18 protein-coding genes are annotated in these 25,709 nt (G+C 71.1%); 8 read left to right on the top strand and 10 right to left on the bottom strand.

Annotation, left to right across the window (positions count from 1 at the left end; all coding sequences use genetic code 11):
- Positions 1-31 precede the first annotated feature (31 nt).
- Complete coding sequence (locus ACFT32_RS42890; protein ID WP_382500051.1) at positions 32-601, bottom strand: GNAT family N-acetyltransferase; 570 nt, start codon at positions 599-601, stop codon at positions 32-34.
- Positions 602-881: 280 nt separating this feature from the next.
- Here ACFT32_RS42890 and secA point away from each other — a divergent pair, with 280 nt between their 5' ends.
- A complete protein-coding gene (gene secA / locus ACFT32_RS42885) occupies positions 882-3,728 on the top strand; it encodes a preprotein translocase subunit SecA (protein WP_382500048.1) in 2,847 nt (948 codons plus the stop codon).
- Positions 3,729-3,834: 106 nt separating this feature from the next.
- On the opposite strand, the gene ACFT32_RS42880 is transcribed toward secA, so the two are convergent.
- The gene (locus ACFT32_RS42880) at positions 3,835-4,605 is read right to left on the bottom strand and encodes an Rv3235 family protein (protein WP_382500046.1); all 771 of its coding nucleotides are present in this window, start codon (positions 4,603-4,605) and stop codon (positions 3,835-3,837) included.
- Positions 4,606-4,939: 334 nt separating this feature from the next.
- On the opposite strand from ACFT32_RS42880, the gene ACFT32_RS42875 reads away from it, so the two are divergent.
- The 5 genes from ACFT32_RS42875 (at position 4,940) to ACFT32_RS42855 (ending at position 13,701) form a co-directional block, all read left to right on the top strand.
- Positions 4,940-5,455 carry a DUF6912 family protein gene (locus ACFT32_RS42875; protein WP_382500044.1) on the top strand — a complete coding sequence of 172 codons (516 nt, stop codon included), beginning with the start codon at positions 4,940-4,942 and terminating at the stop codon, positions 5,453-5,455.
- A gap of 79 nt (positions 5,456-5,534) precedes the next feature.
- On the top strand, positions 5,535-6,203 hold the full coding sequence (locus ACFT32_RS42870; protein WP_382500042.1) for an HAD family hydrolase: 669 nt from the start codon (positions 5,535-5,537) through the stop codon (positions 6,201-6,203).
- A 498-nt stretch (positions 6,204-6,701) separates the two neighbouring features.
- Positions 6,702-11,663: an NAD-glutamate dehydrogenase gene (locus ACFT32_RS42865; protein WP_382500041.1), complete on the top strand. Its 4,962-nt coding sequence runs from the start codon at positions 6,702-6,704 to the stop codon at positions 11,661-11,663.
- Between the two features lie 114 nt (positions 11,664-11,777).
- Positions 11,778-12,236, top strand: coding sequence for a GtrA family protein (locus ACFT32_RS42860; protein ID WP_382500039.1), 459 nt, complete (start codon positions 11,778-11,780; stop codon positions 12,234-12,236).
- Positions 12,220-13,701, top strand: a complete 1,482-nt coding sequence (locus ACFT32_RS42855; RefSeq protein ID WP_382500083.1) for a hypothetical protein — start codon at positions 12,220-12,222, stop codon at positions 13,699-13,701. The genes ACFT32_RS42860 and ACFT32_RS42855 overlap by 17 nt, the downstream gene beginning before the upstream one ends.
- Positions 13,702-13,849: 148 nt before the next feature.
- Here the strand turns inward: ACFT32_RS42855 and ACFT32_RS42850 are convergent, their stop codons facing one another.
- The 4 genes from ACFT32_RS42850 to ACFT32_RS42835 all read right to left on the bottom strand — a co-directional run bounded on the left by ACFT32_RS42850 (position 13,850) and on the right by ACFT32_RS42835 (position 19,512).
- Positions 13,850-15,496 (bottom strand): glycosyltransferase family 2 protein, encoded by a 1,647-nt coding sequence (locus ACFT32_RS42850; RefSeq protein ID WP_382500037.1) that lies wholly within the window; start codon positions 15,494-15,496, stop codon positions 13,850-13,852.
- A complete protein-coding gene (locus ACFT32_RS42845; protein ID WP_382500035.1) occupies positions 15,493-17,688 on the bottom strand; it encodes a CDP-glycerol glycerophosphotransferase family protein in 2,196 nt (731 codons plus the stop codon). The genes ACFT32_RS42850 and ACFT32_RS42845 overlap by 4 nt, the downstream gene beginning before the upstream one ends.
- Before the next feature lie 80 nt (positions 17,689-17,768).
- Positions 17,769-18,593, bottom strand: coding sequence for an ABC transporter ATP-binding protein (locus tag ACFT32_RS42840; protein ID WP_382500033.1), 825 nt, complete (start codon positions 18,591-18,593; stop codon positions 17,769-17,771).
- Positions 18,586-19,512: an ABC transporter permease gene (locus ACFT32_RS42835; protein WP_382500032.1), complete on the bottom strand. Its 927-nt coding sequence runs from the start codon at positions 19,510-19,512 to the stop codon at positions 18,586-18,588. The genes ACFT32_RS42840 and ACFT32_RS42835 overlap by 8 nt, the downstream gene beginning before the upstream one ends.
- 197 nt (positions 19,513-19,709) lie before the next feature.
- Between ACFT32_RS42835 and ACFT32_RS42830 the strand changes: the two genes are divergently transcribed.
- The gene (locus ACFT32_RS42830) at positions 19,710-20,357 is read left to right on the top strand and encodes a TetR/AcrR family transcriptional regulator (RefSeq protein WP_382500030.1); all 648 of its coding nucleotides are present in this window, start codon (positions 19,710-19,712) and stop codon (positions 20,355-20,357) included.
- Between the two features lie 61 nt (positions 20,358-20,418).
- On the opposite strand, the gene galE is transcribed toward ACFT32_RS42830, so the two are convergent.
- The 3 genes from galE to ACFT32_RS42815 are packed head-to-tail and all read right to left on the bottom strand — an operon-like array spanning position 20,419 to position 23,584.
- Positions 20,419-21,399: a UDP-glucose 4-epimerase GalE gene (gene galE / locus ACFT32_RS42825; RefSeq protein ID WP_382500028.1), complete on the bottom strand. Its 981-nt coding sequence runs from the start codon at positions 21,397-21,399 to the stop codon at positions 20,419-20,421.
- Positions 21,400-21,434: 35 nt separating this feature from the next.
- Positions 21,435-23,051, bottom strand: a complete 1,617-nt coding sequence (locus ACFT32_RS42820; protein ID WP_382500026.1) for a glycosyltransferase family 2 protein — start codon at positions 23,049-23,051, stop codon at positions 21,435-21,437.
- Between the two features lie 56 nt (positions 23,052-23,107).
- Positions 23,108-23,584: a MarR family winged helix-turn-helix transcriptional regulator gene (locus ACFT32_RS42815; RefSeq protein ID WP_382500024.1), complete on the bottom strand. Its 477-nt coding sequence runs from the start codon at positions 23,582-23,584 to the stop codon at positions 23,108-23,110.
- A 120-nt stretch (positions 23,585-23,704) separates the two neighbouring features.
- Between ACFT32_RS42815 and ACFT32_RS42810 the strand changes: the two genes are divergently transcribed.
- On the top strand, positions 23,705-24,118 hold the full coding sequence (locus ACFT32_RS42810) for an organic hydroperoxide resistance protein (RefSeq protein WP_376393510.1): 414 nt from the start codon (positions 23,705-23,707) through the stop codon (positions 24,116-24,118).
- Here ACFT32_RS42810 and ACFT32_RS42805 read toward each other — a convergent pair.
- Positions 24,108-25,688 carry a hypothetical protein gene (locus ACFT32_RS42805; RefSeq protein WP_382500082.1) on the bottom strand — a complete coding sequence of 527 codons (1,581 nt, stop codon included), beginning with the start codon at positions 25,686-25,688 and terminating at the stop codon, positions 24,108-24,110. The two genes, ACFT32_RS42810 and ACFT32_RS42805, sit on opposite strands and share 11 nt — an antisense overlap.
- Positions 25,689-25,709: the final 21 nt, after the last annotated feature.

The following is a 25,709-nucleotide window of genomic DNA, read 5'->3' as shown; positions in this document are numbered from 1 at the left end:
GTGCCGCCCCTGGCGGCACGCATGCCCGCAGCTAGGCGGGGGCGGGCAAGTAAGGCGCTGTTGACGGGAGGCTCAGGTCTGAGGGGATGAGGGAGCCTACCCAGGAGTCTCGGCGGACTCCCTTGTTGTTGACTGCGGCGCGCAGGGTGCCTTCGATGGTGAAGCCGGAGCGTTCCGCGACGGCGCGGGAGGCGCGGTTGCCCACCTCGGCGCGCCATTCGATGCGGTCGAGGGCGGCGTGGACGAAGGCCCAGCGGCAGGCGGTGAGGACGGCCTCCGTGATGTAGCCGTTGGCGCGGTGCTGCTTCGTGGCCCAGAAGCCGATCTCGCCGACGCCCAGGGCGCGCATGGTGATGCCGAGCATGCCCGCCAGCTCTCCGGAGTGGAGGAAGACGCCGAGAGTGAACATGGACCCGTCCGTCCAGCCGTCCGGGACCATCTGTTCCGTGAAGCCCTGGGCGTGCTCGCGGAGGTAGGGCGAGGGGATCGTGGTCCAGCGCTGGATGTCGGGGTCCTGGCAGGCGTCGTACACCGCGTCGGTGTCCTGAGGGCCGACCGTGCGCAGCAGGAGGCGGTCCGTGGTGAGGGTGACGGGGTCCATCGGCCGATTCTGCTCGGACGTCGCCGAACGTGCCATCTGTTTGCTGTGGGTGAGCGCCTTATCACGCTTCGCTTAATTCGGTCGGGGGATGCGGCACTATCCGCGGCGCCCGGACGTTGTCCCCTTTGAAGCACACGTGAATCAGAATTGAAGCAGCGGACGGTCGCCGTCACGGCAGGCCCTCCCGGCGCGGTGGGGTCCTCGCATACGATGGCCGTTGCTCAGTAAGTCAAGTGGTAACCGACCGTCCCAGGCCCGACCGGCAAGGAGACCAACCCCCGTGTCCGTCCTCTCGAAGATCATGCGTGCAGGCGAAGGCAAGATCCTGCGCAAGCTGCACCGCATCGCGGACCAGGTCAACTCCATCGAAGAGGACTTCGTCGACCTCTCCGACGCCGAGCTGCGCGCCCTCACCGATGAGTACAAGCAGCGCTACGCGGACGGCGAGACCCTGGACGACCTGCTGCCCGAGGCGTTCGCCACCGTCCGCGAGGCCGCCAAGCGCGTCCTCGGCCAGCGTCACTACGACGTGCAGATGATGGGTGGCGCCGCCCTGCACATGGGCTACGTGGCGGAGATGAAGACCGGTGAGGGCAAGACCCTCGTCGGCACCCTGCCGGCGTATCTGAACGCGCTGTCCGGCAAGGGCGTCCACATCATCACGGTCAACGACTATCTGGCCGAACGCGACTCCGAGATGATGGGCCGCGTCCACCGGTTCCTGGGCCTCGAGGTCGGCTGCATCCTCGCCAACATGACGCCGGCTCAGCGTCGCGAGCAGTACGCCTGCGACATCACGTACGGCACGAACAACGAGTTCGGATTCGACTACCTGCGCGACAACATGGCGTGGTCCCAGGACGAGCTCGTCCAGCGCGGTCACAACTACGCCATCGTCGACGAGGTCGACTCGATCCTCATCGACGAGGCCCGTACGCCGCTGATCATCTCCGGCCCGGCCGACCAGGCCACCAAGTGGTACGGGGACTTCGCCAAGCTGGTGAAGCGACTCAAGCGCGGCGAGGCCGGCCAGCCCCTCAAGGGCCTCGAGGAGACCGGCGACTACGACGTCGACGAGAAGAAGCGCACGGTCGCCATCCACGAGACCGGTGTCGCCAAGGTCGAGGACTGGCTGGGCATCGACAACCTCTACGAGTCGGTGAACACCCCTCTGGTGGGCTACCTGAACAACGCCATCAAGGCGAAGGAGCTCTTCAAGAAGGACAAGGACTACGTCATCATCGACGACGAGGTCATGATCGTCGACGAGCACACCGGACGTATCCTCGCCGGCCGCCGTTACAACGAGGGCATGCACCAGGCGATCGAGGCGAAGGAGGGGGTGCCGATCAAGGACGAGAACCAGACGCTCGCCACGATCACCCTCCAGAACTTCTTCCGCCTCTACAAGCGCCACGACCACAACGAGAAGGAAGAGCACGGTCTGGCCGGCATGACCGGTACGGCCATGACCGAGGCCGCCGAGTTCCACCAGATCTACAAGCTCGGTGTGGTGCCGATCCCGACCAACCGGCCGATGGTCCGCAAGGACCAGTCGGACCTGATCTACCGGACCGAGGTCGCCAAGTTCGAGGCGGTCGTCGACGACATCGAGGAGAAGCACCGCAAGGGTCAGCCGATCCTCGTCGGCACCACCTCCGTCGAGAAGTCCGAGTACCTCTCGCAGCAGCTCAGCAAGCGCGGCATCCAGCACGAGGTGCTGAACGCCAAGCAGCACGACCGTGAGGCGACGATCGTCGCCCAGGCCGGCCGCAAGGGCGCCGTCACGGTGGCCACGAACATGGCCGGCCGTGGTACGGACATCAAGCTCGGCGGCAACCCCGAGGACCTCGCCGAGGCGGAGCTGCGCCAGCGCGGGCTCGACCCCGAGGAGCACATCGAGGAGTGGGCGCACGCCCTGCCCGAGGCGCTCAAGCGGGCCGAGAAGGCCGTCCAGGCCGAGAAGGACGAGGTCGAGAGGCTCGGCGGGCTCTACGTGCTGGGCACCGAGCGGCACGAGTCGCGGCGGATCGACAACCAGCTGCGCGGTCGTTCCGGCCGTCAGGGCGACCCGGGCGAGTCCCGCTTCTACCTCTCGCTCGGCGACGACCTGATGCGGCTGTTCAAGGCCCAGATGGTCGAGCGCGTGATGTCGATGGCGAATGTCCCGGACGACGTGCCGATCGAGAACAAGATGGTCACGCGCGCGATCGCCTCCGCCCAATCGCAGGTCGAGCAGCAGAACTTCGAGACCCGTAAGAACGTCCTGAAGTACGACGAGGTCCTCAACCGCCAGCGCGAGGTCATCTACGGCGAGCGCCGCCGCGTCCTGGAGGGCGAGGACCTGCACGAGCAGGTGCAGCACTTCATGGACGACACCATCGACGCCTATGTGGGCGCCGAGACCGCCGAGGGCTTCCCCGAGGACTGGGACCTCGACCGGCTGTGGGGCGCGTTCAAGCAGCTCTACCCGGCCAAGGTCGCGATCGAGGAGCTGGAGGAGGCCGCCGGTGACCGGGCGGGCCTGACCGCCGAGTTCATCGGCGACTCCATCAAGGACGACATCCACGAGCAGTACGAGACGCGTGAGGCGCAGCTCGGCTCCGAGATCATGCGTGAGCTGGAGCGCCGGGTCGTGCTGTCGGTCCTGGACCGCAAGTGGCGCGAGCACCTCTACGAGATGGACTACCTCCAGGAGGGCATCGGCCTGCGCGCGATGGCCCAGAAGGACCCGCTGGTCGAGTACCAGCGCGAGGGCTTCGACATGTTCACCGCGATGATGGAGGGCATCAAGGAGGAGTCCGTCGGCTACCTGTTCAACCTGGAGGTCCAGGTCGAGCAGCAGGTCGAGGAGGTCCCGGTCGAGGACACCAAGCCGGTGGCCGACCTGGCGAAGCAGGACGCGGTGCCGGCGCAGGCGGGCTCCCGGCCGGAGATCCGTGCCAAGGGGCTCGACGTCCCGCAGCGGCGCAACCTCCACTTCTCCGCGCCGACGGTCGACGGCGAGGGCGGCACCATCGAGGGCGACTTCACCGAGGACGGCGAGCCGGTGCGTTCCGAGTCCGACGGCCTCACGCGCGCGGAGCGCCGGAAGCAGGCGAAGGGCCGGGGGCGCCGTAAGAAGTGACGGCGGCCGTGGCACCGTAGCGGCTTGAACGTGAAGGGGCCGGACGCCCGAGGGTGTCCGGCCCCTTCGGTTTGCCTGTGGCGGTCGTGGCTCGGCTGGACCGGGCTCAGCAGGCCTCTGGGCGGGGTGGGCGGGGGCCGCCCAGTTCCACGGCCGTGCAGCGCCAGCGGAGGTCCTGGCCGAGTTCCAGGCGGAAGGCCATGGCGCGGAGCCGGTCGCCGGCGCCGATGCGGGCGAACGCCTCGATGGCGCCGGGGCGGGGCTCGTACCAGCCGATGTCCCGGACGACGGGGCGGGCGCCGCGGGTGCGCAGGGGGCCGCGTTCGGCGAGCCAGGCCAGTTCGTCGTAGGCGCGGCCCCGGGTGTGGCGGAGCATCGAGTGGACGGGGCGGCGGCCGCTGAGGACGGCGAGCAGGAGGTCGGCGAAGCGGTCGGTGGGGAGGAGCGGCTGCGGGACCGGCCGGCGGGGGCTTTGGGCCGGGACGCGGGGCGTGGGGTCCGTGGGGGTGCCGGGCGTCGGCCGGGTTGCCGTGGGGGTGCTGGGCGTCTGCCGGGTTGCCGTGCGGGATCCGGAGGGGGGCGCCGTGCGGGATCCGGAGGGGGTCGGTGGGCGGGTGTCCGCGGGGCGGCTGTGGGCGGTTGCGGCGCGGCCGGTGGTCGGCGGCCGGTCTCCGGCGGCCGTGGTGCGGGCGGGGCCACCGCCGGGGGTGCGCGGAGGGGCTGCGCCGCCGGGGCTGCGTGAGGCGGTGGCGGCAGGGGTGCGTGAAGTGGTGGCGGCAGGGGTGCGTGAGGCTGTGCTGCCGGGGCGGCGGGGGTCGCGGCGGGCCGGGGGGCGGCTCGGTGGGCGGTGCTGTGCCCTGGTCATGACCTTGTTCATGGGAGTCCCCGTTTCATGGGCCGGTTGATACCCGTGGGCCGGTTGATACCGGCGAGTAACTTCTGGTTGGTGATCTTGTACGGGGTGGATGGGGGCACGAGCAAGGGAGAGGGCCTCGGGCCGCGGGTGCCGGAATGTTCACCTATCCGGGTGATCCGGGGGGTGAGGAGCCCGTCGGTGCCGGGGTGCGCCGGGTGAATTCCGGGCCCGGGGTGGACGCCTCGGGCGTCACGGGGCGGAACTCGAAAGGGGACCCCCCGCACGTATCCTGGAGGCCCTCCGGTGCCCTCCTGGGCCCTCCGACCTGAACCGACCACGAAAGAAGCGGCCAGCCATGCGTGTCTACGTGCCCCTGACCCTCCCCGGTCTCGCCGAGGCGTACAAAACGGGTGAGCTGGGAGCCGGGCCGTTCGTGGCGTACGCCGTGACGCCCGCGCTGCGTGAGTGGTACGTCTCCGACGACATCGAGGAACTGGAGTACGCGGCGCTGAACCGGGCCGCGCTGGCCTCCCTGCGGCTGCTGGCGATCGAGCCGGGGGTGCCGCGGCGCCGGGTCGTGGTGGCCGTGGACGTGCCCGACCGGGCCGCGAGTGCCGATCCCGACCGGGGGCTCGATCAGGCGGCGCTGGGAGAGGTACGGGTTTCGGCTCCCGTGGCGCTGGCCAGGGCGGCGGCGGTGCATGTCGACGCGGATGACGCGGAGGCGGATGTGACGGCGGCCGCCGCGGCGCTGGGGGCGGCGGATGCCGGGGACGACGACGCGCAGTTCGTCGTGGACGGTGCCGAGGATCACGAGCTGCTGTGGTTCGCCACGCAGGAGATTCCGAACCTGGTGGGGCAGGGGGACTGAGCGGCCCCGCGCTCGGGCGCCGGGGGCGCGTTGGGGCGCTGTTCTCTTGATTGTCAGTGGGGCCGGGTACGTTTTTGGCATGGGGATGAAGACGGGCGCGCACATTGTCTGGGACTGGAACGGGACGCTGTTCCATGACATCGACGCGATCATCGGGGCGACGAACGCGGCCTTCGCCGAGCTGGGGCTGGAGTCGCTGACGCTGGAGAAGTACCGGGAGCTGTACTGCGTGCCGGTGCCGAAGTTCTACGAGCGGCTCATGGGGCGGCTGCCGACCGAGGCCGAGTGGGAGGCCATGGACGAGATCTTCCACCGGTACTACACGGAGCACCGGGGGGCGTGCGGGCTGACGGTGGGGGCCGCGGAGCTGCTGTCGGGGTGGCGGTCGGCGGGGCGCAGCCAGTCGATTCTGAGCATGTATGTGCACGAGGAGCTCGTGCCGTTGGTGCGGGGATTCGGGATCGAGCCGCACTTCATACGGGTGGACGGGCGGACCGGGCCGTCGGGGGGCAGCAAGGCCGAGCACATGGTGCGGCATCTCGCGTCGCTGACGGGGGTGGAGCCGGGGCGGACCGTGGTGATCGGGGACGCGGCGGATGATGCGGTGGCCGCGTTGCATGTGGGGGCTCGGGCTGTGCTGTACACCGGGGGGTCACACAGTCGGGCGAGTCTGGAGGCGGTGGGCGTTCCGGTGGTGGACACGCTGGAGGATGCGGTTGCGGAGGCTGAGCGGCTCGCGGCGGCCTGACTGGAAACCGGCGGGTTCCGGGTGCTCGGCGTTGGTGCCGGTGCCGGGTGGGCCGCAGCCAGGGAGACCGAACTGTGCAGAACGTCAAACTTCCAGGCCTGGTTTTGTACACATACGGCTCATGACGGGGCCCCTGTAAGGAGCGATAGCCTGGTGGCGTGATCAGCGCGATAGTTCGCGGGGACGTCGTCGTCCCTGCCCTGCGCCCGGAGAGCACGGACCACATCCGTGACCGGGCGGCGGTCGCTGGTCTTCGCGGGCGGTACGGGGCATCGATGACTCCCGGGACGCCGAGCACCACCGGGCCCGAGGCGTCGCAGAGAGCAGCGTCACACCCGTGGGGCAGCTCAAGAATGGCTCAGACACCCCCGCTCCTCTCGTCTGGCGGCATAGCGTCGGAACAGACCGGATACCCCGTGTCACGGCGTGACGTCGTCAGCGCAGAGACCGTACTTCCTTCTACGTCACGCAACGGCGCGCGACAGGAGCCAGAGGACAATGCAGACCAAGCTGGACGAAGCAAAGGCCGAGTTGCTCGAGAGGGCCGCCCGGGTAGCTGAGAACAGCCCGGTCGGGGGGCACCTACCGACCGGGTCGACGGGCGAGGAGACCCCAGACGCCCAGGAGGCCCCGGACCGCGAGTCCCTGATCTCGTTCCTCCAGCGTTACTACCTGCACACGGCCCCGGAGGACCTCGCCGACCGCGACCCGGTCGATGTCTTCGGAGCCGCCGTCTCCCACTACCGGCTGGCCGAGAACCGCCCCCAGGGCACGGCCAACGTGCGGGTTCACACTCCCACCGTGGAAGAGAACGGGTGGACGTGCAGCCACTCCGTCGTCGAGGTCGTCACCGACGACATGCCCTTCCTCGTCGACTCCGTCACCAATGAGCTGACGCGGCAGGGGCGCGGGATCCATGTCGTCATCCACCCGCAGTTCGTGGTGCGGCGCGATGTGACCGGCAAGCTCATCGAGGTGCTGCCCACGCCCGCGACCGGCGCCGGCGACCTCCCGCACGACGCGCACGTCGAGTCCTGGATCCACGTGGAGACCGACCGCGAGACGGACCGGGCCGATCTGAAGCAGATCGCCGCCGACCTGCTGCGCGTGCTGTCCGACGCCCGTGAGGCCGTCGAGGACTGGGGCAAGATGCGGGACGCGGCGACCCGGCTGGCGGAGGGGCTGCCGGACGAGTCCATCCCCGGTGACCTGCCCGGACCGCAGGTCGAGGAGGCCCGCGAGCTGCTGCGCTGGCTGGCCGACGACCACTTCACCTTCCTGGGCTACCGCGAGTATCAGCTGCGCGAGGACGACTCCCTGGCCGCCGTCCCCGGAACCGGGCTCGGCATACTGCGCTCGGACCCGCACCACGCCGCCGAGGAGAGCCACCCGGTCAGCCCGTCGTTCGAGCGGCTGCCCGCCGACGCCCGGGCCAAGGCGCGCGAGCACAAGCTGCTCGTCCTGACCAAGGCGAACAGCCGGGCGACCGTGCACCGGCCGTCGTACCTGGACTACATCGGGGTGAAGAAGTTCGACGCCGACGGCAATGTCGTCGGCGAGCGGCGCTTCCTCGGGCTGTTCTCATCCGCCGCCTACACCGAGTCCGTGCGCCGGGTCCCCGTCATCCGGCGCAAGGTCGAGGAGGTCCTGGAGCGGGCCGGGTTCTCGCCCAACAGCCACGACGGGCGCGACCTGCTGCAGATCCTGGAGACGTACCCGCGCGACGAGCTCTTCCAGACCCCGGTCGACGAGCTGCGGTCCATCGTCACCTCCGTCCTCTACCTCCAGGAGCGCAGGCGGCTCCGGCTCTACCTGCGCCAGGACGAGTACGGGCGCTACTACTCCGCCCTCGTCTACCTCCCGCGCGACCGCTACACCACGGCCGTGCGCCTCAGGATCATCGAGATCCTCAAGGAGGAACTGGGCGGCATCAGCGTCGACTTCACCGCCTGGAACACCGAGTCGATCCTCTCCCGGCTGCACTTCGTGGTCCGGGTCCCGCAGGGCACCGAGCTGCCGGAGCTGTCCGACTCCGACAAGGACCGCATCGAGGCCCGGCTGGTGGAGGCGGCCCGCTCCTGGGAGGACGCCTTCGCCGAGGCGCTCAACGCCGAGCTCGGCGAGGAGCGCGCGGCCGAACTGATGCGCCGGTACGCGCACGCCTTCCCCGAGGGCTACAAGGCCGACCACAACCCGCGCGCCGCGGTCGCCGACCTCGTCCACCTCGAACAGCTCAATGCAGAGGAGGGCAAGGACTTCGCGCTCAGCCTGTACGAGCCGGTGGGCGCAGCCCCCGAGGAGCGCCGCTTCAAGATCTACCGCACGGGCGACGCCATCTCCCTCTCGGCGGTGCTGCCGGTCCTCAACCGGCTCGGCGTCGAGGTCGTGGACGAGCGGCCGTACGACCTGCGCTGCCCGGACCGCAGCGTGGCCTGGATCTACGACTTCGGCCTGCGCATGCCCCGCTCGCAGAACGGCAGCGGGGACTACCTCGGTGACGACGCCCGCGAGCGCTTCCAGGACGCCTTCTCCGCAACCTGGACCGGCAAGGCGGAGAACGACGGCTTCAACTCCCTCGTGCTGAGCGCCGGGCTCACCTGGCGTCAGGCGATGGTGCTGCGGGCGTACGCGAAGTACCTGCGCCAGGCGGCTTCGACGTTCAGCCAGGACTACATGGAGGACACCCTCCGCAACAACGTCCACACCACCCGGCTGCTCGTCTCCCTGTTCGAGGCGCGGATGTCGCCGGACCGGCAGCGCGCGGGCCACGAGATCGTGGACGCGCTGCTGGAGGAGGTCGACGCGGCCCTCGACCAGGTGGCCTCGCTCGACGAGGACCGGATCCTGCGGTCGTTCCTCACGGTCATCAAGGCGACGCTGCGGACGAACTTCTTCCAGGAGGCGGCGGGCGGCAAGCCGCACGACTACGTCTCCATGAAGTTCGACCCGCAGGCCATCCCCGACCTCCCGGCGCCGCGTCCGGCGTTCGAGATCTGGGTGTACTCGCCGCGGGTCGAGGGCGTGCACCTCAGGTTCGGCAAGGTCGCGCGCGGTGGTCTGCGCTGGTCCGACCGGCGTGAGGACTTCCGCACCGAGATCCTCGGCCTGGTCAAGGCGCAGATGGTGAAGAACACCGTCATCGTGCCGGTGGGCGCCAAGGGCGGCTTCGTCGCCAAGCAGCTGCCCGACCCGAGCGTGGACCGGGACGCGTGGCTGGCCGAGGGCGTCGCCAGCTACAAGACCTTCATCTCGGCGCTGCTCGACATCACCGACAACATGGTGGCCGGCGAGGTCGTGCCCCCGGCGGACGTCGTCCGGCACGACGAGGACGACACCTACCTCGTCGTCGCCGCCGACAAGGGCACCGCGACCTTCTCCGACATCGCCAACGGGGTCGCCGAGCAGTACAACTTCTGGCTCGGTGACGCCTTCGCCTCCGGCGGCTCGGCCGGCTACGACCACAAGGGCATGGGCATCACCGCCCGCGGCGCCTGGGAGTCCGTCAAGCGGCACTTCCGGGAGCTGGGCGTGGACACCCAGACCGAGGACTTCACGGTCGTCGGCATCGGCGACATGTCCGGTGACGTGTTCGGCAACGGCATGCTGCTCTCCGAGCACATCCGGCTGGTGGCCGCCTTCGACCACCGGCACATCTTCATCGACCCGAACCCGGACGCCGCCACCTCCTACGCCGAGCGCCGCCGCCTGTTCGAGCTGCCCCGCTCCAGCTGGGAGGACTACAACAAGGAGCTGCTGTCGGCCGGCGGCGGCATCTTCCCGCGTACGGCCAAGGCGATCCCGGTCAACGCGCACATCCGCGAGGCCCTCGGCATCGAGGCCAAGGTCACCAAGCTGACCCCGGCCGACCTGATGAAGGCGATCTTCCAGGCGCGGGTGGACCTGCTGTGGAACGGCGGCATCGGTACGTACGTGAAGTCCTCGGCCGAGTCGAACGCGGACGTCGGTGACAAGGCCAACGACGCCATCCGCGTCGACGGCAAGGACCTGCGCGTCAAGGTCGTCGGCGAGGGCGGCAACCTGGGCCTGACCCAGCTCGGCCGGATCGAGTTCGCACTGCACGGCGGCCGGATCAACACCGACGCCATCGACAACAGCGCGGGCGTGGACACCTCCGACCACGAGGTGAACATCAAGATCCTGCTCAACGGCCTCGTCGCGGACGGCGACATGACCGTCAAGCAGCGCAACAAGCTGCTCGCCGAGATGACCGACGAGGTCGGCCGCCTGGTGCTGCGCAACAACTACGCGCAGAACACGGCGATCGCCAACGCCCTCGCCCAGTCCGGCTCCATGCTCCACGCCCAGCAGCGCTTCATGAAGGACCTGGTCAGGGAGGGCCACCTCAACCGGGCGCTGGAGTTCCTGCCCACCGACCGGCAGATCCGCGAGCGGCTCGCCCAGGGCCAGGGACTGACCGGCCCGGAGACGGCCGTACTCATGGCGTACACGAAGATCACGGTCGCCGAGGAACTGCTGCACACCTCGCTGCCGGACGACCCGTACCTGAGCACCCTGCTGCACGCGTACTTCCCGACCGAGCTGCGCGAGCAGTTCCCCGAGCACCTCGTCAGCCACCCGCTGCGCCGTGAGATCACCACGACCGTCCTGGTCAACGACACGGTCAACACGGGCGGTACGACGTATCTGCACCGGCTGCGCGAGGAGACCGGGGCGTCGCTCGAGGAGATCGTGCGGGCGCAGACCGCGGCCCGGGCGATCTTCCGCCAGTCCCCGGTGTGGGACGGGGTCGAGGGGCTCGACAACAAGGTCGAGGCCGAGGTCCAGACCCGCATCCGCCTGCACTCGCGTCGTCTGGTCGAGCGCGGCACGCGCTGGCTGCTCAACAACCGGCCGCAGCCGCTGAATCTCGCCGAGACGGTCGACTTCTTCGCCGACCGGGTCGAGCAGGTCTGGGGGCAGCTGCCGAACCTGCTGCGCGGCGCCGACCTCGAGTGGTACCAGAAGATCTTCGACGAGCTGACGGGCGTCGGTGTCCCGGACGAACTCGCCACCCGGGTGGCCGGTTTCTCCTCGGCCTTCCCGACGGTCGACATCGTCTCGGTCGCGGACCGTATGGGCCGGGAGCCGCTGGACGTCGCCGAGGTCTACTACGACCTCGCCGACCGGCTGCGCATCACCCAGCTGATGGACCGCATCTCCGAGCTGCCCCGTGCCGACCGCTGGCAGTCGATGGCCCGCGCGGCGATCCGTGAGGACCTGTACGCGGCGCACTCGGCGCTGACCGCCGACGTCCTGGCGGTGGGCAACGGCAGCTCGACGCCCGAGCAGCGCTACAAGGCGTGGGAGCAGAAGAACGCGGCGATCCTCGGCCGCGCCCGCACCACACTGGAGGAGATCCAGGGCTCCGACGCGTTCGACCTCGCCAACCTGTCGGTGGCGATGCGCACGATGAGGACGCTGCTGCGGACGCATTCGTAGTGCGTACGGCCTCTTGGGCGCCCCGGGCCGCTGCCGGCCCGGGGCGCTTTCTTCTTGGCGAGCCTTAGGGCGATTCGACTGGAGGACTTACCGTTTCCGGCTAAGGCTTGTGCCGTGACGGTGAACCTCTCCGAGGAGCGAGTGGCCGCTCCCGCCCTGCCGGTCAGACGCCTCGTCCTCGAAGTGCTGAACTTCGCGCTGGTCGGCGGGAGCGGTGTCGCGGTGAACTTCCTGGTGTTCAACGTGCTTCTGCACGGGCTGCACCGGGCCGCCATGGTCGCGACCGTGCTGGCCAGCCTGGTCGCCATGGGCGGCAACTACCTCGGATTCCGGTACATCACCTACCGCGACAGGGCGTCCCGTACGCGACGCCAGATCGCGCTGTTCTTCGGCTTCAGCGGAATCGGCGTCGCCCTGGAGAGCGGGCTGTTCTACGCCGGATACCACGGTCTCGGACTGGCCGGTCCCCTCGAGTCGAACGCGGTCAAGGCGGCCTCCATCGTCCTGGCCTCCGCCTTCCGGTTCCTCGTCTACCGCACCTGGGTGTTCCAGCACGATGCGCGCCGCGCCTAGAGGGGCCCTCGCCGCGCAGGCCGCCGCGGTGGTGGCCGTCGTGGCGGTCGTCGTGCTGCTGCTCCTCGTGATCCTCCGGCTGCCCTGGGCCGGGGATCTCGGTGTGCACGCGGCGACCGTCCAGCGGCTGCGGCACAATCTCCTCGACCCCGGCAATCCGCTCGTCGACGCGGACACGCCGAGTCCGTACTACTCGCCCTGGATGCTGGTGCTCGGCTGCGTCGCACGGGTGGGTGATCTGTCGGTCTTCTGGGTGCTGCGGATCGGGGCGCTGGCCGGACTCGCGCTGCTGGTGACCGGGGCGTGGCGGTACGTGCGGACGCTGAGCGGCCGTCGTGCCGCGCCCGCCCTGGCCCTGCTGAGCCTGCTGTTCCTGTGGGGGACGGTGCTCTTCAACTGGAGCGGCTTCTACGGGCTCAACTCGCTCGCGCTGACGGTGTCGTATCCGAGCGTGTTCGCCCTGGGGCTGGCGTTTCACCTCTGGGCCTGGCTGGGGCGGGCGGTACGGGAGAACGGGGGGTGGGGGGTGTGGCTCGGGCTGGGGCTGCTGTGGGCGGTGATCCTGCTGTGCCATCAGTTCTCGGGGGTGGTGGCCTCGCTGGGGGCGATCGCGACGGTGGTCGCCGCGCGGCCGGGGCGGGCGGTGTGGGGGCGGCTGGCGTGCGGGGTGGTGCTGGGGCTTGTGGTGCTGCTGGTGTGGCCGTACTACGACTTCTTCGCGCTGGTCGGGGCGTGGGGCGGGCTGGAGTCGGTGCATCGGCCGCTGTACGAGGACCTGTTCGGGCGGTACTGGCTGGTGCTGCTCGGGGTGGTGGCCCTGGGGGTGCGGTGGTGGCGGGATCGGTGGGATCCGCTGGTGCTGTTCTTCGTGCTGGGGTTCCTTGTGGTGGCGGTGGGTGGGGTGAGCGGGCAGTACGCCTGGGGGCGGGCGTTGCCGGCGGTGTTGATTCCGGCGCAGGTCGCGGCCGCGGTGGAGGTGGGGGAGGCCGGGCGGCGTGCGATGCGGGTGGGGTGGGGGTGTGTGCTGGGGGTGGCGCTGGCTGTGGGGGCGTGGACGCAGGTGGGGACGGTGGGGTACGTGGTGAGGCCGGGGGATCTGCCGGTGGCTGTCGCGGAGAAGTACCGGGAGCCGTGGGCGGGGTATCAGTGGATGACGCGGTGGGTGAAGTACGGGGATGTGGTGATGGCTCGGTTGGGGCGGCCGAGTGCGCAGATTCCGGCGTATGGGGCGTACACCGTGGCGCCTGGGTATCCCGACTTCTTCCTGCCGGATGTGGGGCGGAGGGAGGAGGCGGTGCGGAGGTACTTCGGGGGCGGGGTGTCGGAGGGGGAGCGGGGGGTGATTTTGCGGGAGTACGGGGTGCGGTGGGTGATGGGTACGGCGGTGGATGGGCGGGGTGGGGTGGGGTTGCGGGAGGTGGGGCGGGGGCCTGGGGGGCAGGTGTTGTACGCGGTGGTGCGGTGATGTCGAGCGGGGTGTTCTCACTCGTGTTGAGGTGCCGCGGGTGTCGGTGCTGGGGGCGGGTGGGTCCGCAGCCCGGCGTAGCGGGGTGCCGCTGCGCCCACCCGTGCCGCCCCTAGCGGCACGCATGCCCGCAGCTAGGGTGGCCAGCTCAGCGGAGTGCGCTTGCCACCAGGCGTGCTGCTCGCTTCACCCGGGGCCGGGCCAGGCGGCGGACAGTTGGGCGGATCAGTTTGGCTGTTGCTCCTGTGGGTTCCCAGCGGGCCTGTAGGCGGCCGGGGGCGTGGCCTTCGGGTTCGACGGTGAGGTGGTGGTGGGGGACCTGGGCGGTGAAGGCCGCGAAGGTCAGGGGGGCCAGGAGGAGGCCGGTGTGGGAGACGCCCTGGTGTTGCAGCCGGAGCAGGGGGTGGCGGACACCGGAGAAGCCGTAGAAGGGCAGCAGCGCTGCTCCGAGGTCGAGGTGGGCGTGGCCCTCGAAGACGCCGGGCCCGACGGGGGAGAGGCGGAAGTGGACGTGCACGCGGTGGCCGCCGGGGGCGATCAGCAGCGTGGCGCGCCGGGGGCCGACGGGCAGGCGCAGGGCCGGGTCGTAGGTGCGGATCGCCAGGTCGACGGAGGCGCCCGGGCCCCGGGTGATCTCCGTGATCTCGTGGCGGAACTGGGCGCTCGGGAAAGGGCGGGTCTCCAGATCCAGGTCTGAGATGTCCAGTTCGCGGCGGGCCCATTCGGAGGCGGGGATCCGGTCGCCCCAGTACGTGCGGCCCTCCCCGTCCGTCGTGATCCGCCGCGGCCCCACGCCGTGGCCCAGTCCTCGGGCCGCCACCCGGGCCTCCGCCAGGCGCCGGTCGCGGATCAGCTGGAGGACGACGCGTTCGGCGCGCGGGAGTCGGGCGAACGCGCCGGGGGAGAGCGTGTCGAGGTACGGAGTGACCAGGTCCGCGAAGGAGGACAGCCACGCCTCGTCCCGGTAGGGCAGGTCACCGGCGTACATCCGGAAGTCGTGCTTGAGGAACTTGTGGTCCTTGTCCTCGCGCAGCGACTCGTGCCCGTTCTCGGCCAGGAAAGTGTCGATGAGGTGCTGGACGTGGATCCGGTCACGGACGTTGGCGAGCTTGTGCCGCTGATTCGATATCGAGGCCGCCTGGGAGGCCGCGTAGGGCGCCACGTACCAGCGGTAGACCGGCTTCGGGACGATCGTGAAGCTCTTGGCCAGGCAGTACGCCTGCGCCGAGAACAGCTGGTCCTCGTAGTGGATGCCCTCGGGGAAGCGCAGGCCGTGCCGGTCGAGGAAGGCGCGGGCGTACATCTTGCTCGTCGACAGGTGCTCGAAGAACAGGCGTGGGTCGGCCTCGACGCCGTCGAGGGTGCGGCGCTCGGCGACCAGGTGCGGCATCCAGGTCGAGCGGCGGCCGTTGTCCACCCGGACCCGCTGCACCGCCCCCATCGCGAAGTCGATCTCGCGTTCGCGGTGCGCGGCGAGCAGCAGTGCGACGGCGTCGTCGGGGAGTTCGTCGTCGCTGTCGAGGAACATCAGGTACGGCGCCCGGGCGATGTCCAGGGCGCGGTTGCGCGGGACGCCGCAGCCGCCGCTGTTCTGCTCCAGTCGGAGGTGGCGGACGCGGGGGTCCTGGGCCGCGAGACGCCGTGCGACCTCCGCGGTTCCGTCCGTTGAGTGGTCGTCGCTGATGATGATCTCGACGTTCGCGTGGGTCTGCCGGCGGACCGAGTCGACCGCGCGCGTGAGGCGTTCGGCGTCGTTGTAGACGATGACCGTCACGGTGACGTCGGGGGTGCTCATGCGGTCGCCTCCTGCGGGGTCGGGGCCGGGGTGCGTTCCTCGATCGGCAGCACCGGCGGCAGGGAGCGTTCGTCCTGGCCGAGGAAGACCCGGCGTACGACGCGCTCGGCGGCGCGTCCGTCGTCGTACTCGCAGAACCGGCGCCGGAAGACGGCCCGGGTCTTCGCCGCGCTCTCGTCGCGCCAGGCCTCGGTGGTGAGGATCTCCGTCAGCTCCTGCTGGGTGCGGGCGACCGGGCCCGGGGCCTGGTCCATCAGGTCGAAGTAGACGCCGCGGGTGGTGCGGTACGTCTCCCAGTCGTCGGCGTGGATCACGATCGGCCGGTCGAGGTTGGCGTAGTCGAACATGATCGAGGAGTAGTCCGTGACCAGGACGTCCGCCGCCAGGCACAGATCCTCGACCGGGTCGTAGGAGGAGACGTCGATGATCCGGCCCGTGCGACGCAGGTTGGTGAGCGGGGAGGCCGCGCCGCCGTAGAAGTAGTGGCCGCGCACGAGCAGGACCGTGTCCTCGCCGAGGCGGTCGGCGAGGGCGGCGAGGTCCAGGCGCGGTGTCCAGCCGGCCTCGTAGTCGCGGTGGGTCGGCGCGTAGAGGACGGCCCGGCGGCCCGGGTCGATGCCGAGGCGGTCTCGGACGGCTCGGATGTCGTCGGCCGTGGCCGTGTAGTAGACGTCGTTGCGCGGATAGCCGTGGTCGAGGGAGACATAGTGCGAGGGGTACGCGCGCTCCCACATACGGGTGGTGTGGCTGTTGGCGGAGACGCTGTAGTCCCACTTGTCGATGCGCTCCAGCAGCACCTTGAAGTCCAGGCCCTGCGCGGCGGCCGGGTACGCCATCTGGTCCAGGCCCATGCGCTTCAGCGGCGTGCCGTGGTGGGTCTGGACGTGGATCGCGTCCGGGCGTTTGACCACCGCGTTGGGGAAGTTGACGTTGTTGACGAGGTACTTGGCCGTCGCCAGCACCTCCCAGTAGCGGCGGCTGCCGGGCACGACATGGTCGGTGCCGGGCGGGAGGAGGGCCTCGTTCTCCTGGGTGACCACCCACACCGGGTGGATCTGCGGGGCGAGTTCGGAGAGCTCGGCGGCGATCGCGGCGGGGTTGCAGGCGACGCCGCGGTTCCAGTACGCCGCGAAGACCGCCAGGTGGGGGTCGACCGGGCGGGCGAGTGCCCTGCGGTACTGGTGGTCGCGGAGCTTGGCGCCGGCCTGGCGCTTCCGGTTCCGCAGGGCCGACTTGGCGGTGCGGCGGGTGCGGTTGACGGCCTGGAAGGCCCGGTACCTGGAGTAGGCGCCCTCTTCGAGCAGGGAGCGGCGGACGCCTTCGAGACCGGCGGGGCGGCTGTAGCCCTCGGGGCGGCGGCGCAGGGCGGCCAGGGACGCCCGGCGGAAGAACTCCCGCGCGACCTCCTCCTCCATGCCGCCGCGCGCGAAGGCGCGCAGGAGGTCGCGGACCATGACGTCGTAGAGCACGGCGTGGGCGGCGGGGCGGTCCCGGGTGAGGTCGAGGAGGGACTCGTAGCGCTCGACGAGGCCGTAGCGCTGTTCGGGGGTGACCGGCGGCAGGCTCGCGGGGCGCAGGGTGCGGTCCTCGTAGGCGACGTGCGGCAGGCAGGCGACGCGGTCGGCGAGCAGCAGGGCGGCCAGGGCGGCGTGCGGCTCGTCGTCGGTGGTGAGCTGCTGCTCGTGCGCCCGCCAGAAGTCCGCGCGCAGGACGCGGGTGCCGAGCAGCGGAGTGAGGCGCAACAGGGGCGCGCAGACGTCGAGGGCGACATCGGCGCGGCCCGCCCGGGCCAGCAGGGAGCCGTTCGGGGAGGGCATGCCGGAGGTGTGCCAGGTGCTGCGGACGTGGTCGAGCAGCAGGACGTCCACCTCGGCGGGCAGTTCGGCCACCCGCTCGGCGACCGTGCGGGGGGCGCCGGCGGGCAGGCCGTCCTTGGCGTGGACGAAGTGCAGCCAGCGGCCCGAGGCCCGGGCCGCGCCCGCCGCGCGGGCCGCCGCGTCGCCCATGCCGTCCGGCACCGGCAGCACCTGGACGTCCGGGGTGTGCCGCTCGGCCGTCTCCCGGGCCCAGTCGCCGACCGCCGCCACGATCACCTCGGCGTCCGGGAGGGGATGCGCGGCGAGCGAGTCGAGGAGCTCCGTCAGATGGTCCTGAACGTTCGCCCCGTGGACGATGAGGCTGAGCTCGGCCATCGCGAGGGCTCCTTCTCACTGATGCGTCGTATTCGGTCATGGTTTCATCAATAGGACAAAACGGCCGACCGGAGTACGCCTCACGAGCGAACTGGAACCTTCGGCTTGGGCTTCGCGGACTTGTCCCCGGTGAACGCCTCGTACTCCTTGAGGACGTCCTCCGTCGGCCCGTCCATGAGCAGTTCGCCGCGCTCCAGCCACAGCACCCGGTCGCAGGTGTCGCGGATCGACTTGTTGTTGTGGCTGACCAGGAACACCGTGCCCGCGTGCGTGCGCAGCTCGCGGATGCGCTGCTCGGAGCGCTTCTGGAAGGAGCGGTCGCCGGTGGCCAGCGCCTCGTCGATCAGCAGCACGTCGTGGTCCTTGGCGGCGGCGATGGAGAACCGCAGCCGCGCGGCCATGCCGGAGGAGTACGTCCGCATCGGCAGCGTGATGAAGTCGCCCTTCTCGTTGATCCCGGAGAAGTCGACGATCTCCTCGTAGCGCTCCCTGATCTGCTCGCGGGACATGCCCATGGCCAGGCCGCCGAGGTGCACGTTGCGCTCGCCGGTCAGGTCGTTCATCAGGGCCGCGTTGACGCCGAGCAGGGAGGGCTGGCCGTGGGTGTAGATGCGGCCGTTCTCCACGGGGAGGAGTCCGGCCACGGCCTTCAGCAGGGTCGACTTGCCGGAGCCGTTGGTGCCGATCAGGCCGATCGCCTCGCCCTTGTACGCGACGAAGGACACGTTCCGCACGGCGTGCACCCGGCGCACACCGGCCGCCTTCTCGGTCTTCCTGCGGCGCACGATGCGGTTCAGGGCGGCGGTCGCGGAGCCGCGTCCGGCGCCGGTGCCGTTGACGCGGTAGACGATGTCGACGCCGTCGGCGACGACGGTGGGGACCTTGTCGTTGGTGTTGTCAGCCACGGCCGTACGTCTCCTCAGCCTTCCAGAAGTAGATGAAGCCGCCCACGCCGGCGACCAGGGCCCAGCCGGCGGCGAGCGCCCACACATGGGCCGGGAGCTGGCTCGCGTGGAAGCTGTCGATCAGGGCGAAGCGCATCAGGTCGATGTAGATCGCGGCCGGGTTGGTCTCCAGCAGGACCGTCACCACACGCGGCAGGCTGTCCTTGTCGGCCAGCTTGTCGATGCTCCACATGACACCCGAGACATACATCCAGGTGCGCAGCACGAACGGCATCAGCTGGGCGATGTCCGGGGTCTTGGCACCCATCCGGGCCATGACCATGGAGACGCCCGCGTTGAACGTGAACTGCAGGAACAGCGCCGGCAGCGCCAGCAGCCAGGACACGCCGACCGGCACCCCGAAGCAGAGCAGGATGACGACCAGGGCGCCCATCGAGAACAGCAGCTGCTGGAGCTGCTGGAGGCAGAACGACAGGGGCAGGGCGGCGCGCGGGAAGTGCAGGGCGCGCACGAGGCCCAGGTTGCCGGAGATGGCGCGGGTGCCCGCCATGATCGAGCTCTGTGTGAACGTCCAGATGAACACGCCCGTGACCAGGAACGGGATGTAGTCCGGCACGCCGTGCTTGGTGCCGAGCAGGACGCCGAAGATGAAGTAGTAGACCGCCGCGTTCAGCAGCGGGGTCATCACCTGCCAGACCTGGCCCAGCTTCGCCTGGCTGTACTGGGCGGTGAGCTTGGCGGTGGCGAACGCGGTGATGAAGTGGCGGCGGGCCCACAGCTGGCGGACGTACGCGGGCAGCGAGGGCCGGGCGCCGCTGACCGCGAGGCCGTGACGGGCGGCGAGGGCCGCGAGGTCGTCGGCGGCGGGGGCCGGGGCCGGGGTCGGTGGCTGGGGCGGTGTGTCGAGGACCTGGCTCACATCCGCTGCTTTCGTTCGGGGGGCAAGAGGGGGGAGGGGTGTGGGACCTGGGGTCGTGAGGAGCGGGAAAGTGGGTCTTTTACCAGACTCTTCACGAATTCTTACGTCGGGACGGGACCGTATCGTCGCAACGTGAGCGTAGGCCTTTCGAACGTCGGAACGCAACCGTTTCGTCGTGACGCCCCTATGCTGTCGGCATGACGACGAACGCGAACGCCGACGAGCCGCCGCAGCCGCGTCCGCAGCCACGTCCGCGCCGCCGGGCCCCCGCGGGGGCGGCCGTGCTGCGGGAGGACGTGACGGACGCGATCCGGGCGGCCGTGTTCGAGGAGCTCGCGGCCGTCGGCTACGCGCGGATGTCCATCGAGGGGATCGCCCGCCGGGCGGGCGTCGGGAAGACGGCGGTGTACCGCCGCTGGCGCTCGAAGCTGCACCTCGTGCTCGACATCGTCTCGGCGCTCGCCGTGCAGGGCCTGCCCGCGCCGGACACCGGCTCCCTGGAGGGCGACCTGCGGCTGCTGTACGAGGTGACGTCCCGCGCCCTGCGCCACCCCGTCGCCTCGCAGATCATCCCCGACCTCCAGGCCGAGGCGGCCCGCAACGCCGAAATCGCCGAGGCCCTCCAGAAGGCCCTGCGCGAGGGGCAGGACGGCGTCGCGACCGGCATCGTCACGGCGGCGGAACGCCGCGGCGAGCTCCGCGAGGGCCTCGACCACGACCTGGCCCTCGACCTGATCTCGGGCCCGCTCTACTGGCGCTCGGTCGTGATCCGCAGCCCGAAGCTGCCGCAGGGCTACCTGGGGTCACTGGCCCGGGCCACGGCGGGGGCGTTGCGGGCGTTGTGAGGGGGCTTGCCGGCAGGTGACGCGGGTTCAGCCCCGTATTCAGCCCCGTATTGCCCCGTATTCAGCCCCGGGCCGCCTCCGGGTGCAGCCGTACCCACCCTTCCCACGCCGACGCGATCATGTCCTGGACGTCGTGCCGGGCCTTCCAGCCCAGCTCCGTGGCGGCGCGGTCGGCCGAGGCGACGACGCGGGCCGGGTCGCCGGGGCGGCGGGGAGCGACCGTGGGCGGCAGGTCGTAGCCGGTGACGGCGTTGATGCGGTCGATCATCTCGCGGACGGAGACGCCCTCGCCCCGGCCGATGTTGAGCGTGAGGGCGCGGCCGGGGGAGGAGCGCAGCGCCCGGGCCGCCGCGACATGGGCCTCGGCCAGGTCGACGACGTGGATGTAGTCGCGTACGCAGGTGCCGTCCGGGGTCGCGTAGTCGTCGCCGAAGATCCGCGGCGGCGCGTCCTCCGTGAGCTTCTCGAAGACCATGGGCACGAGGTTGAAGACGCCGACGTCCGCGAGCTCCGGGCTCGCCGCGCCCGCCACGTTGAAGTACCGCAGGGACGCGGTCGACAGGCCCGTCGCCCGGCCCGTCGCGCGGACCAGCCACTCACCGGCCAGCTTCGTCTCGCCGTAGGGAGACATCGGCACGCAGGGCGTCTCCTCCGTGACCAGGTCCACGTCCGGCATGCCGTACACCGCCGCCGAGGAGGAGAACACAAAGGACGGCACCTTCGCCGTCGTCACAGCGTCCAGCAGGATCCGCAGGCCCTCGATGTTCTCCCGGTAGTAGCGCAGCGGCTGCTCGACCGACTCTCCCACCTGCTTCTTCGCCGCGAGATGGACGACGCCGGTGACCGAGTGGTCCGCGAGGGCGCGCGCGAGCCGCTCGGCGTCCAGCGTCGAGCCCACCACCAGCGGCACCCCCTCGGGAACGCGCTCGGCGATACCGGTGGACAGGTCGTCGTAGACCACCGCCCCTTCCCCCGCGGCGGTCATCGCCCGTACGACGTGCGCGCCGATGTAGCCGGCGCCGCCGGTGATCAACCAGGTCATGTGCGACCGTCCCCTCGTCAGTTGGCCCGTCGTGTTCAGTGAAGCAGGCGGCGCAGCCTCGCGCGTACGACGGACAGCACACCGCGTACGCCGGGCGCCACCCGCAGCGCCAGCGCGCCGGAGTGGGTGGCGTACGGCTGTACGAGCACCACGCCATGCCGGGCGCTCGGGACGGCACTGCGGCGCAGCAGACCGGCGCCCGCGAGCGCGTGCGCCGTGACCTCGCGGCTCACTCCGTCCCGGAAGCGGACGCGAAGGCGCAGGTCCCAGGTGCCCGTACCGAGCGCGGCCAGTGCGGGCAGGTCGACGTCCGCCTCGGCCGACCAGCCGCCGGCGGCTTCCGCGAACCGGGTCGTGGCGCGGACACTGACATCCCCGCCGTCCCGGTGCCGCCACTCCGCCTCCACCGCCTGCGGGCCCGCCCGCTCCACCCGGCCGTACAGCTCGTGCAGGCGCAGCCGCAGCCGGGCGCCACGCGCGCGTGGCCGCAGCTCCGCGTCCACGGCGAGGGGCAGCGCGCGCACCGGCCGGGTCAGCAGGGGTTCCAGGGAGACCTGCGGAAGGTCCTCCGACCAGACGGGCGTGCCGTCGGCTGCACGGGCGTACGGCGGACAGAGGCGGGCCGGACGGGCCGCCAGTTCCCCCAGCCGGGGCAGGTCGCGCGGCTCCGGGGAGGCCAGGACGACCCGCCCGGCCAGCCGGCCCGGAGCGGCCGGGTTGCGCGCCCAGTCGTCGGCGTCGTACTCGGCGAGATGCGCCCGCGTCAGCTCCCACCACACGCGCCGGTAGGCGGCGTCCCGCAAGCCCAGCTCGCGCATGTACATCCGCAGCTCGTGATCGAGGAACTTGGCGCGTGCGGCCCGCGCGAGTTCCTTCTGCCCGGCGCCCAGCAGGGTCTCGTACGCCTGCCGGCACGCCTCCGTCCGGGCCCGCCAGTTGTCGACGCCGGCCCGGTCCAGGGAGATCGACAGCCGCTCGGCGGACCGGCGCACATGCCAGACGTAGACCAGGTCGGGCACCAGGGCGATGCGCGGGGCCGCGGCCAGCACGCGCGCGGAGAAGACGACGTCCTCGTACGGGAAGCGGCCCTCGGGGAAGCGGATGCGGTGCTCGCGCAGGAAGCCGGTGCGGTAGAGCTTGTTGACGCAGAGCGTGTCGTGGACCAGCTGCGGGCGCTGCGCCGGGCGCGGTACCGCGGCGTGGAGCGCGTAGAGACGCGCCTCCCAGGGCACTTCACGCCCCGACGGCAGCTCCCGGCGTACACACAGCCCGCCCGCGACCTCCGCGTGCGCGCCCGTCACGGCCCCGAGCAGCGCGTCGACCGCGCCGGGCGGCAGGACGTCGTCGCTGTCCAGGAACATCACGTACGGCGACGTCACCGCGTCGAGCCCGGTGTTGCGCGGGGTGCCGCAGCCGCCGCTGTTGACCCGGCGGCGGATCACCCTGAGGCGGGGTTCCGACGCGGCGAGCCGGTCGAGGAGGCCCGCGCTGCCGTCCGCCGAGCAGTCGTCGACGGCCACGACCTCGCGCACGGCCGGGCCCTGCGCGAGCGCCGAGCGCACGGCGTCCGTCACATGGGCGGCGTCGTCGTAGCCGATGACCACGACGGCGACCTGGGGGCGAGGCCTGTCGGCATCCGGAGCGGCATTCATTACAACGGATCGTAAGTCGGATGAATGCCGCGAAAGCGATAAAACGCCCTATGCGACTACGGCTGCCGGTCTGCCGGCACCTCCGAGAGCGCGGCCGCGTCCAGCGCGGAGGTGAGCTCGTCGAGGCGGGCCCGCAGGGCGCGGACCTCGGTGGCGTCGAAACCGGTCGCGCCGGCGATCCGGCGCGGCACCTGGAGCGCCCGCGTCCGCATCGCGGCACCCTCGTCGGTCAGCCGCACCTCCACCGACCGTTCGTCACGCGCGCTGCGCTCCCGGTGCACGAGACCGGCCGCCTCCAGCCGCTTGAGCAGCGGTGACAGGGTGCCGGAGTCGAGGCGCAGATACTCTCCGAGCTTCTTCACGGGCAGCTCGCCCTGCTCCCAGAGCACCAGCATCACCAGGTACTGCGGGTAGGTGAGCCCGAGGTCCTTGAGGATCACGCGGTAGACGCCGTTGAAGGCGCGGGAGGCCGCGTGCAGGGAGAAGCAGATCTGCTGGTCCAGTCGGAGCCAGTCGTCGTCCGGCGTGTTCATGGCTCCAGGGTAGCTCGGACCCACCATTCAATTGCACACAACTTAATTGTGTGCTCTAATCGTGGGTGTCAGGCGACCCGGAAGCGGGCCGCCGGAACGTGATGCGAGAGGGAGATTTCCATGGACGCGCTCTACACCGCTGTCGCCACCGCCACCCACGGCCGCGAGGGCCGCACCGTCAGCTCCGACGGCACGCTGGACCTCGCGCTGGGCATGCCGCAGGCACTGGGCGGCAACGGCCAGGGCACCAACCCGGAGCAGCTCTTCGCCGCCGGTTACGCCGCCTGCTTCGGCAGCGCCCTCGGTCTCGTCGGCCGCGGTGCCAAGGTCGACGTCAGCGACGCCGCCGTGACCGCCGAGGTCTCCATCGGCAAGCAGGGCGAGGGCTTCGGTCTCGCCGTCACGCTGCGCGTCGAGCTGCCCGACAGCGTGGACGAGGCGACCGGCCGCAAGCTGGTCGAGCAGGCCCACCAGGTCTGCCCGTACTCCAACGCCACCCGCGGCAACATCGAGGTCGACCTCGTCATCGAGTAGTCACCCGCACGTCACCCCCGACCCGCGCCAGCACCTCCCCCGTCTCCCCGCTCCACGCCACCACCACGGCCTCCTCGGGCACCGGGTGCCGGCGCGTCAGCAGCAGCCAGCGCACGTGGTAGCGGCGGACGACGGCGGCACGCTGGGCGCGGGTCGAACCGGGGGCCAGATAGGCCCGGACATCGGCCGCCCGGCGCTCCCGCTCCCACTCGTCCAGGGCCGGGTCGGACCGGACGGGCGCGGCGAGGTTCGGCCCGTACCCGGCGAGGGAGTGGCCGGCCTGATACCCGTCGGTGATCACCACCTCGCCCGGCCCGATGTGCCGTGCCGCCCAGTCGTACGCCGGCCAGCGCACGGGCTGTGCGAACCCCACCGGGTCGGCCGAGCGCGGCACGACCGCCCCGGCGTGCACGGTGACGAACCCGGCGCACACCCCGGCCGCCGCCGCCCCGCCCAGCACCTGCCGGGCCCGCCGCCAGGGCCGGGGCGCCGCCAGCTCCACCGCCAGCGCGCACTGCGGCGGCAGAAGTACGGCCCACAGGGCCAGGACATAGGCGTGGTGCCCGCTCACCCAGCCGTACGCCACGAGCGGGCACTCCAGCAGGAACATCAGCACCAGCGGATCACGCAGAGACCCGCGTGCCCGCAGCCACAGCGCGGGCACGCCGAGCAGCGCCAGCCAGGAGCCGGCGAACATCTCCTCGTACGGCCGCCGGTCCCTCGCGTCCCCGCCGGTCCCGCTCACCAGATCCAGCACGTCGTAGTACGGCCACGCCACCGCGACCGCCCCGCAGACGGCCCCGGCGAGCGCCCAGCGCGCCACGACCGGACGGCGCCACCCGCGCTGCCGGGACGCCACGATCGCCACCGCGCCGATGAGCGCCGAGGCAGCCGTGACGAAGTGGGTGAGCAGGATCAGCCCGTACAGGGCGCCGAGCGCCGCGTACCCCGGCCGGCCGCCGAGCCCGCTCGGACCGACGAACCGCACGGTGGGCGCGTCCTCACGCGCACGGGTCGCCGTCCAGGCCCACGCCCAGAGCGTCAGCCCGGTCGTGAGCGCGGACGGATAGCCCAGGTTCGTCGTCATCGGCAGCAGAGCGAGGTGACCGCTCCACGGGTTCCGCGCCGTGCCCCACAGCAGCGTCATGAACAGCAGGGCCGTCACCGGCGCCCAGGGGCGCGTGGTGAGGGTCCGGACGAAACGGCCGAGGCCCGTCAGCAGCACCAGCAGATGCACCGGCCCCGCCAGCTTCACGACTCCCCAGCCGGACAGCCCCGTCAGCCGGGCCAGAACGCCCTGCGCGACGGCGTAGGGGCCGTAGGAGGGGCTGCCCTCGCCCGGCAGGTCCGCCATGGGGTGGGCCGGGTGGAGCGGATCGGCCCTGAGCCGCTCCACGACCGCCGCGTGCAGTCCGGCGTCGCAGCACAGCGGGACCCGCCAGTACGCCAGCGTCATCACCAGCCAGAACAGGGTGCCGAACAGCTGGTACGGGGTGAGCCGGCCCATCGGCCCGCCGCGCAGCGCCGTCGCACCGCGCACGGTCCGCCGGACGAGGACCGAGGCGCTCACGGAAGTGGGGGCGGGCATGCG

The organism is Streptomyces sp. NPDC057002, from assembly GCF_042673825.1.
Lineage (GTDB): Bacteria > Actinomycetota > Actinomycetes > Streptomycetales > Streptomycetaceae > Streptomyces.
This window is presented reverse-complemented; position numbering and strand designations above follow the sequence as displayed.

Bases quoted from the DNA above. Each gene is read 5' to 3' on its own strand.
- ACFT32_RS42890 (WP_382500051.1), bottom strand. From the start codon at position 601: ATGGACCCCGTCACCCTCACCACGGACCGCCTCCTGCTGCGCACGGTC.
- ACFT32_RS42880 (WP_382500046.1), bottom strand. From the start codon at position 4,605: ATGAACAAGGTCATGACCAGGGCACAGCACCGCCCACCGAGCCGCCCC.
- ACFT32_RS42875 (WP_382500044.1), top strand. From the start codon at position 4,940: ATGCGTGTCTACGTGCCCCTGACCCTCCCCGGTCTCGCCGAGGCGTAC.
- ACFT32_RS42870 (WP_382500042.1), top strand. From the start codon at position 5,535: ATGGGGATGAAGACGGGCGCGCACATTGTCTGGGACTGGAACGGGACG.
- ACFT32_RS42865 (WP_382500041.1), top strand. From the start codon at position 6,702: ATGCAGACCAAGCTGGACGAAGCAAAGGCCGAGTTGCTCGAGAGGGCC.
- ACFT32_RS42855 (WP_382500083.1), top strand. From the start codon at position 12,220: ATGCGCGCCGCGCCTAGAGGGGCCCTCGCCGCGCAGGCCGCCGCGGTG.
- ACFT32_RS42850 (WP_382500037.1), bottom strand. From the start codon at position 15,496: ATGAGCACCCCCGACGTCACCGTGACGGTCATCGTCTACAACGACGCC.
- ACFT32_RS42845 (WP_382500035.1), bottom strand. From the start codon at position 17,688: ATGGCCGAGCTCAGCCTCATCGTCCACGGGGCGAACGTTCAGGACCAT.
- ACFT32_RS42830 (WP_382500030.1), top strand. From the start codon at position 19,710: ATGACGACGAACGCGAACGCCGACGAGCCGCCGCAGCCGCGTCCGCAG.
- galE (WP_382500028.1), bottom strand. From the start codon at position 21,399: ATGACCTGGTTGATCACCGGCGGCGCCGGCTACATCGGCGCGCACGTC.
- ACFT32_RS42820 (WP_382500026.1), bottom strand. From the start codon at position 23,051: ATGAATGCCGCTCCGGATGCCGACAGGCCTCGCCCCCAGGTCGCCGTC.
- ACFT32_RS42815 (WP_382500024.1), bottom strand. From the start codon at position 23,584: ATGAACACGCCGGACGACGACTGGCTCCGACTGGACCAGCAGATCTGC.
- ACFT32_RS42810 (WP_376393510.1), top strand. From the start codon at position 23,705: ATGGACGCGCTCTACACCGCTGTCGCCACCGCCACCCACGGCCGCGAG.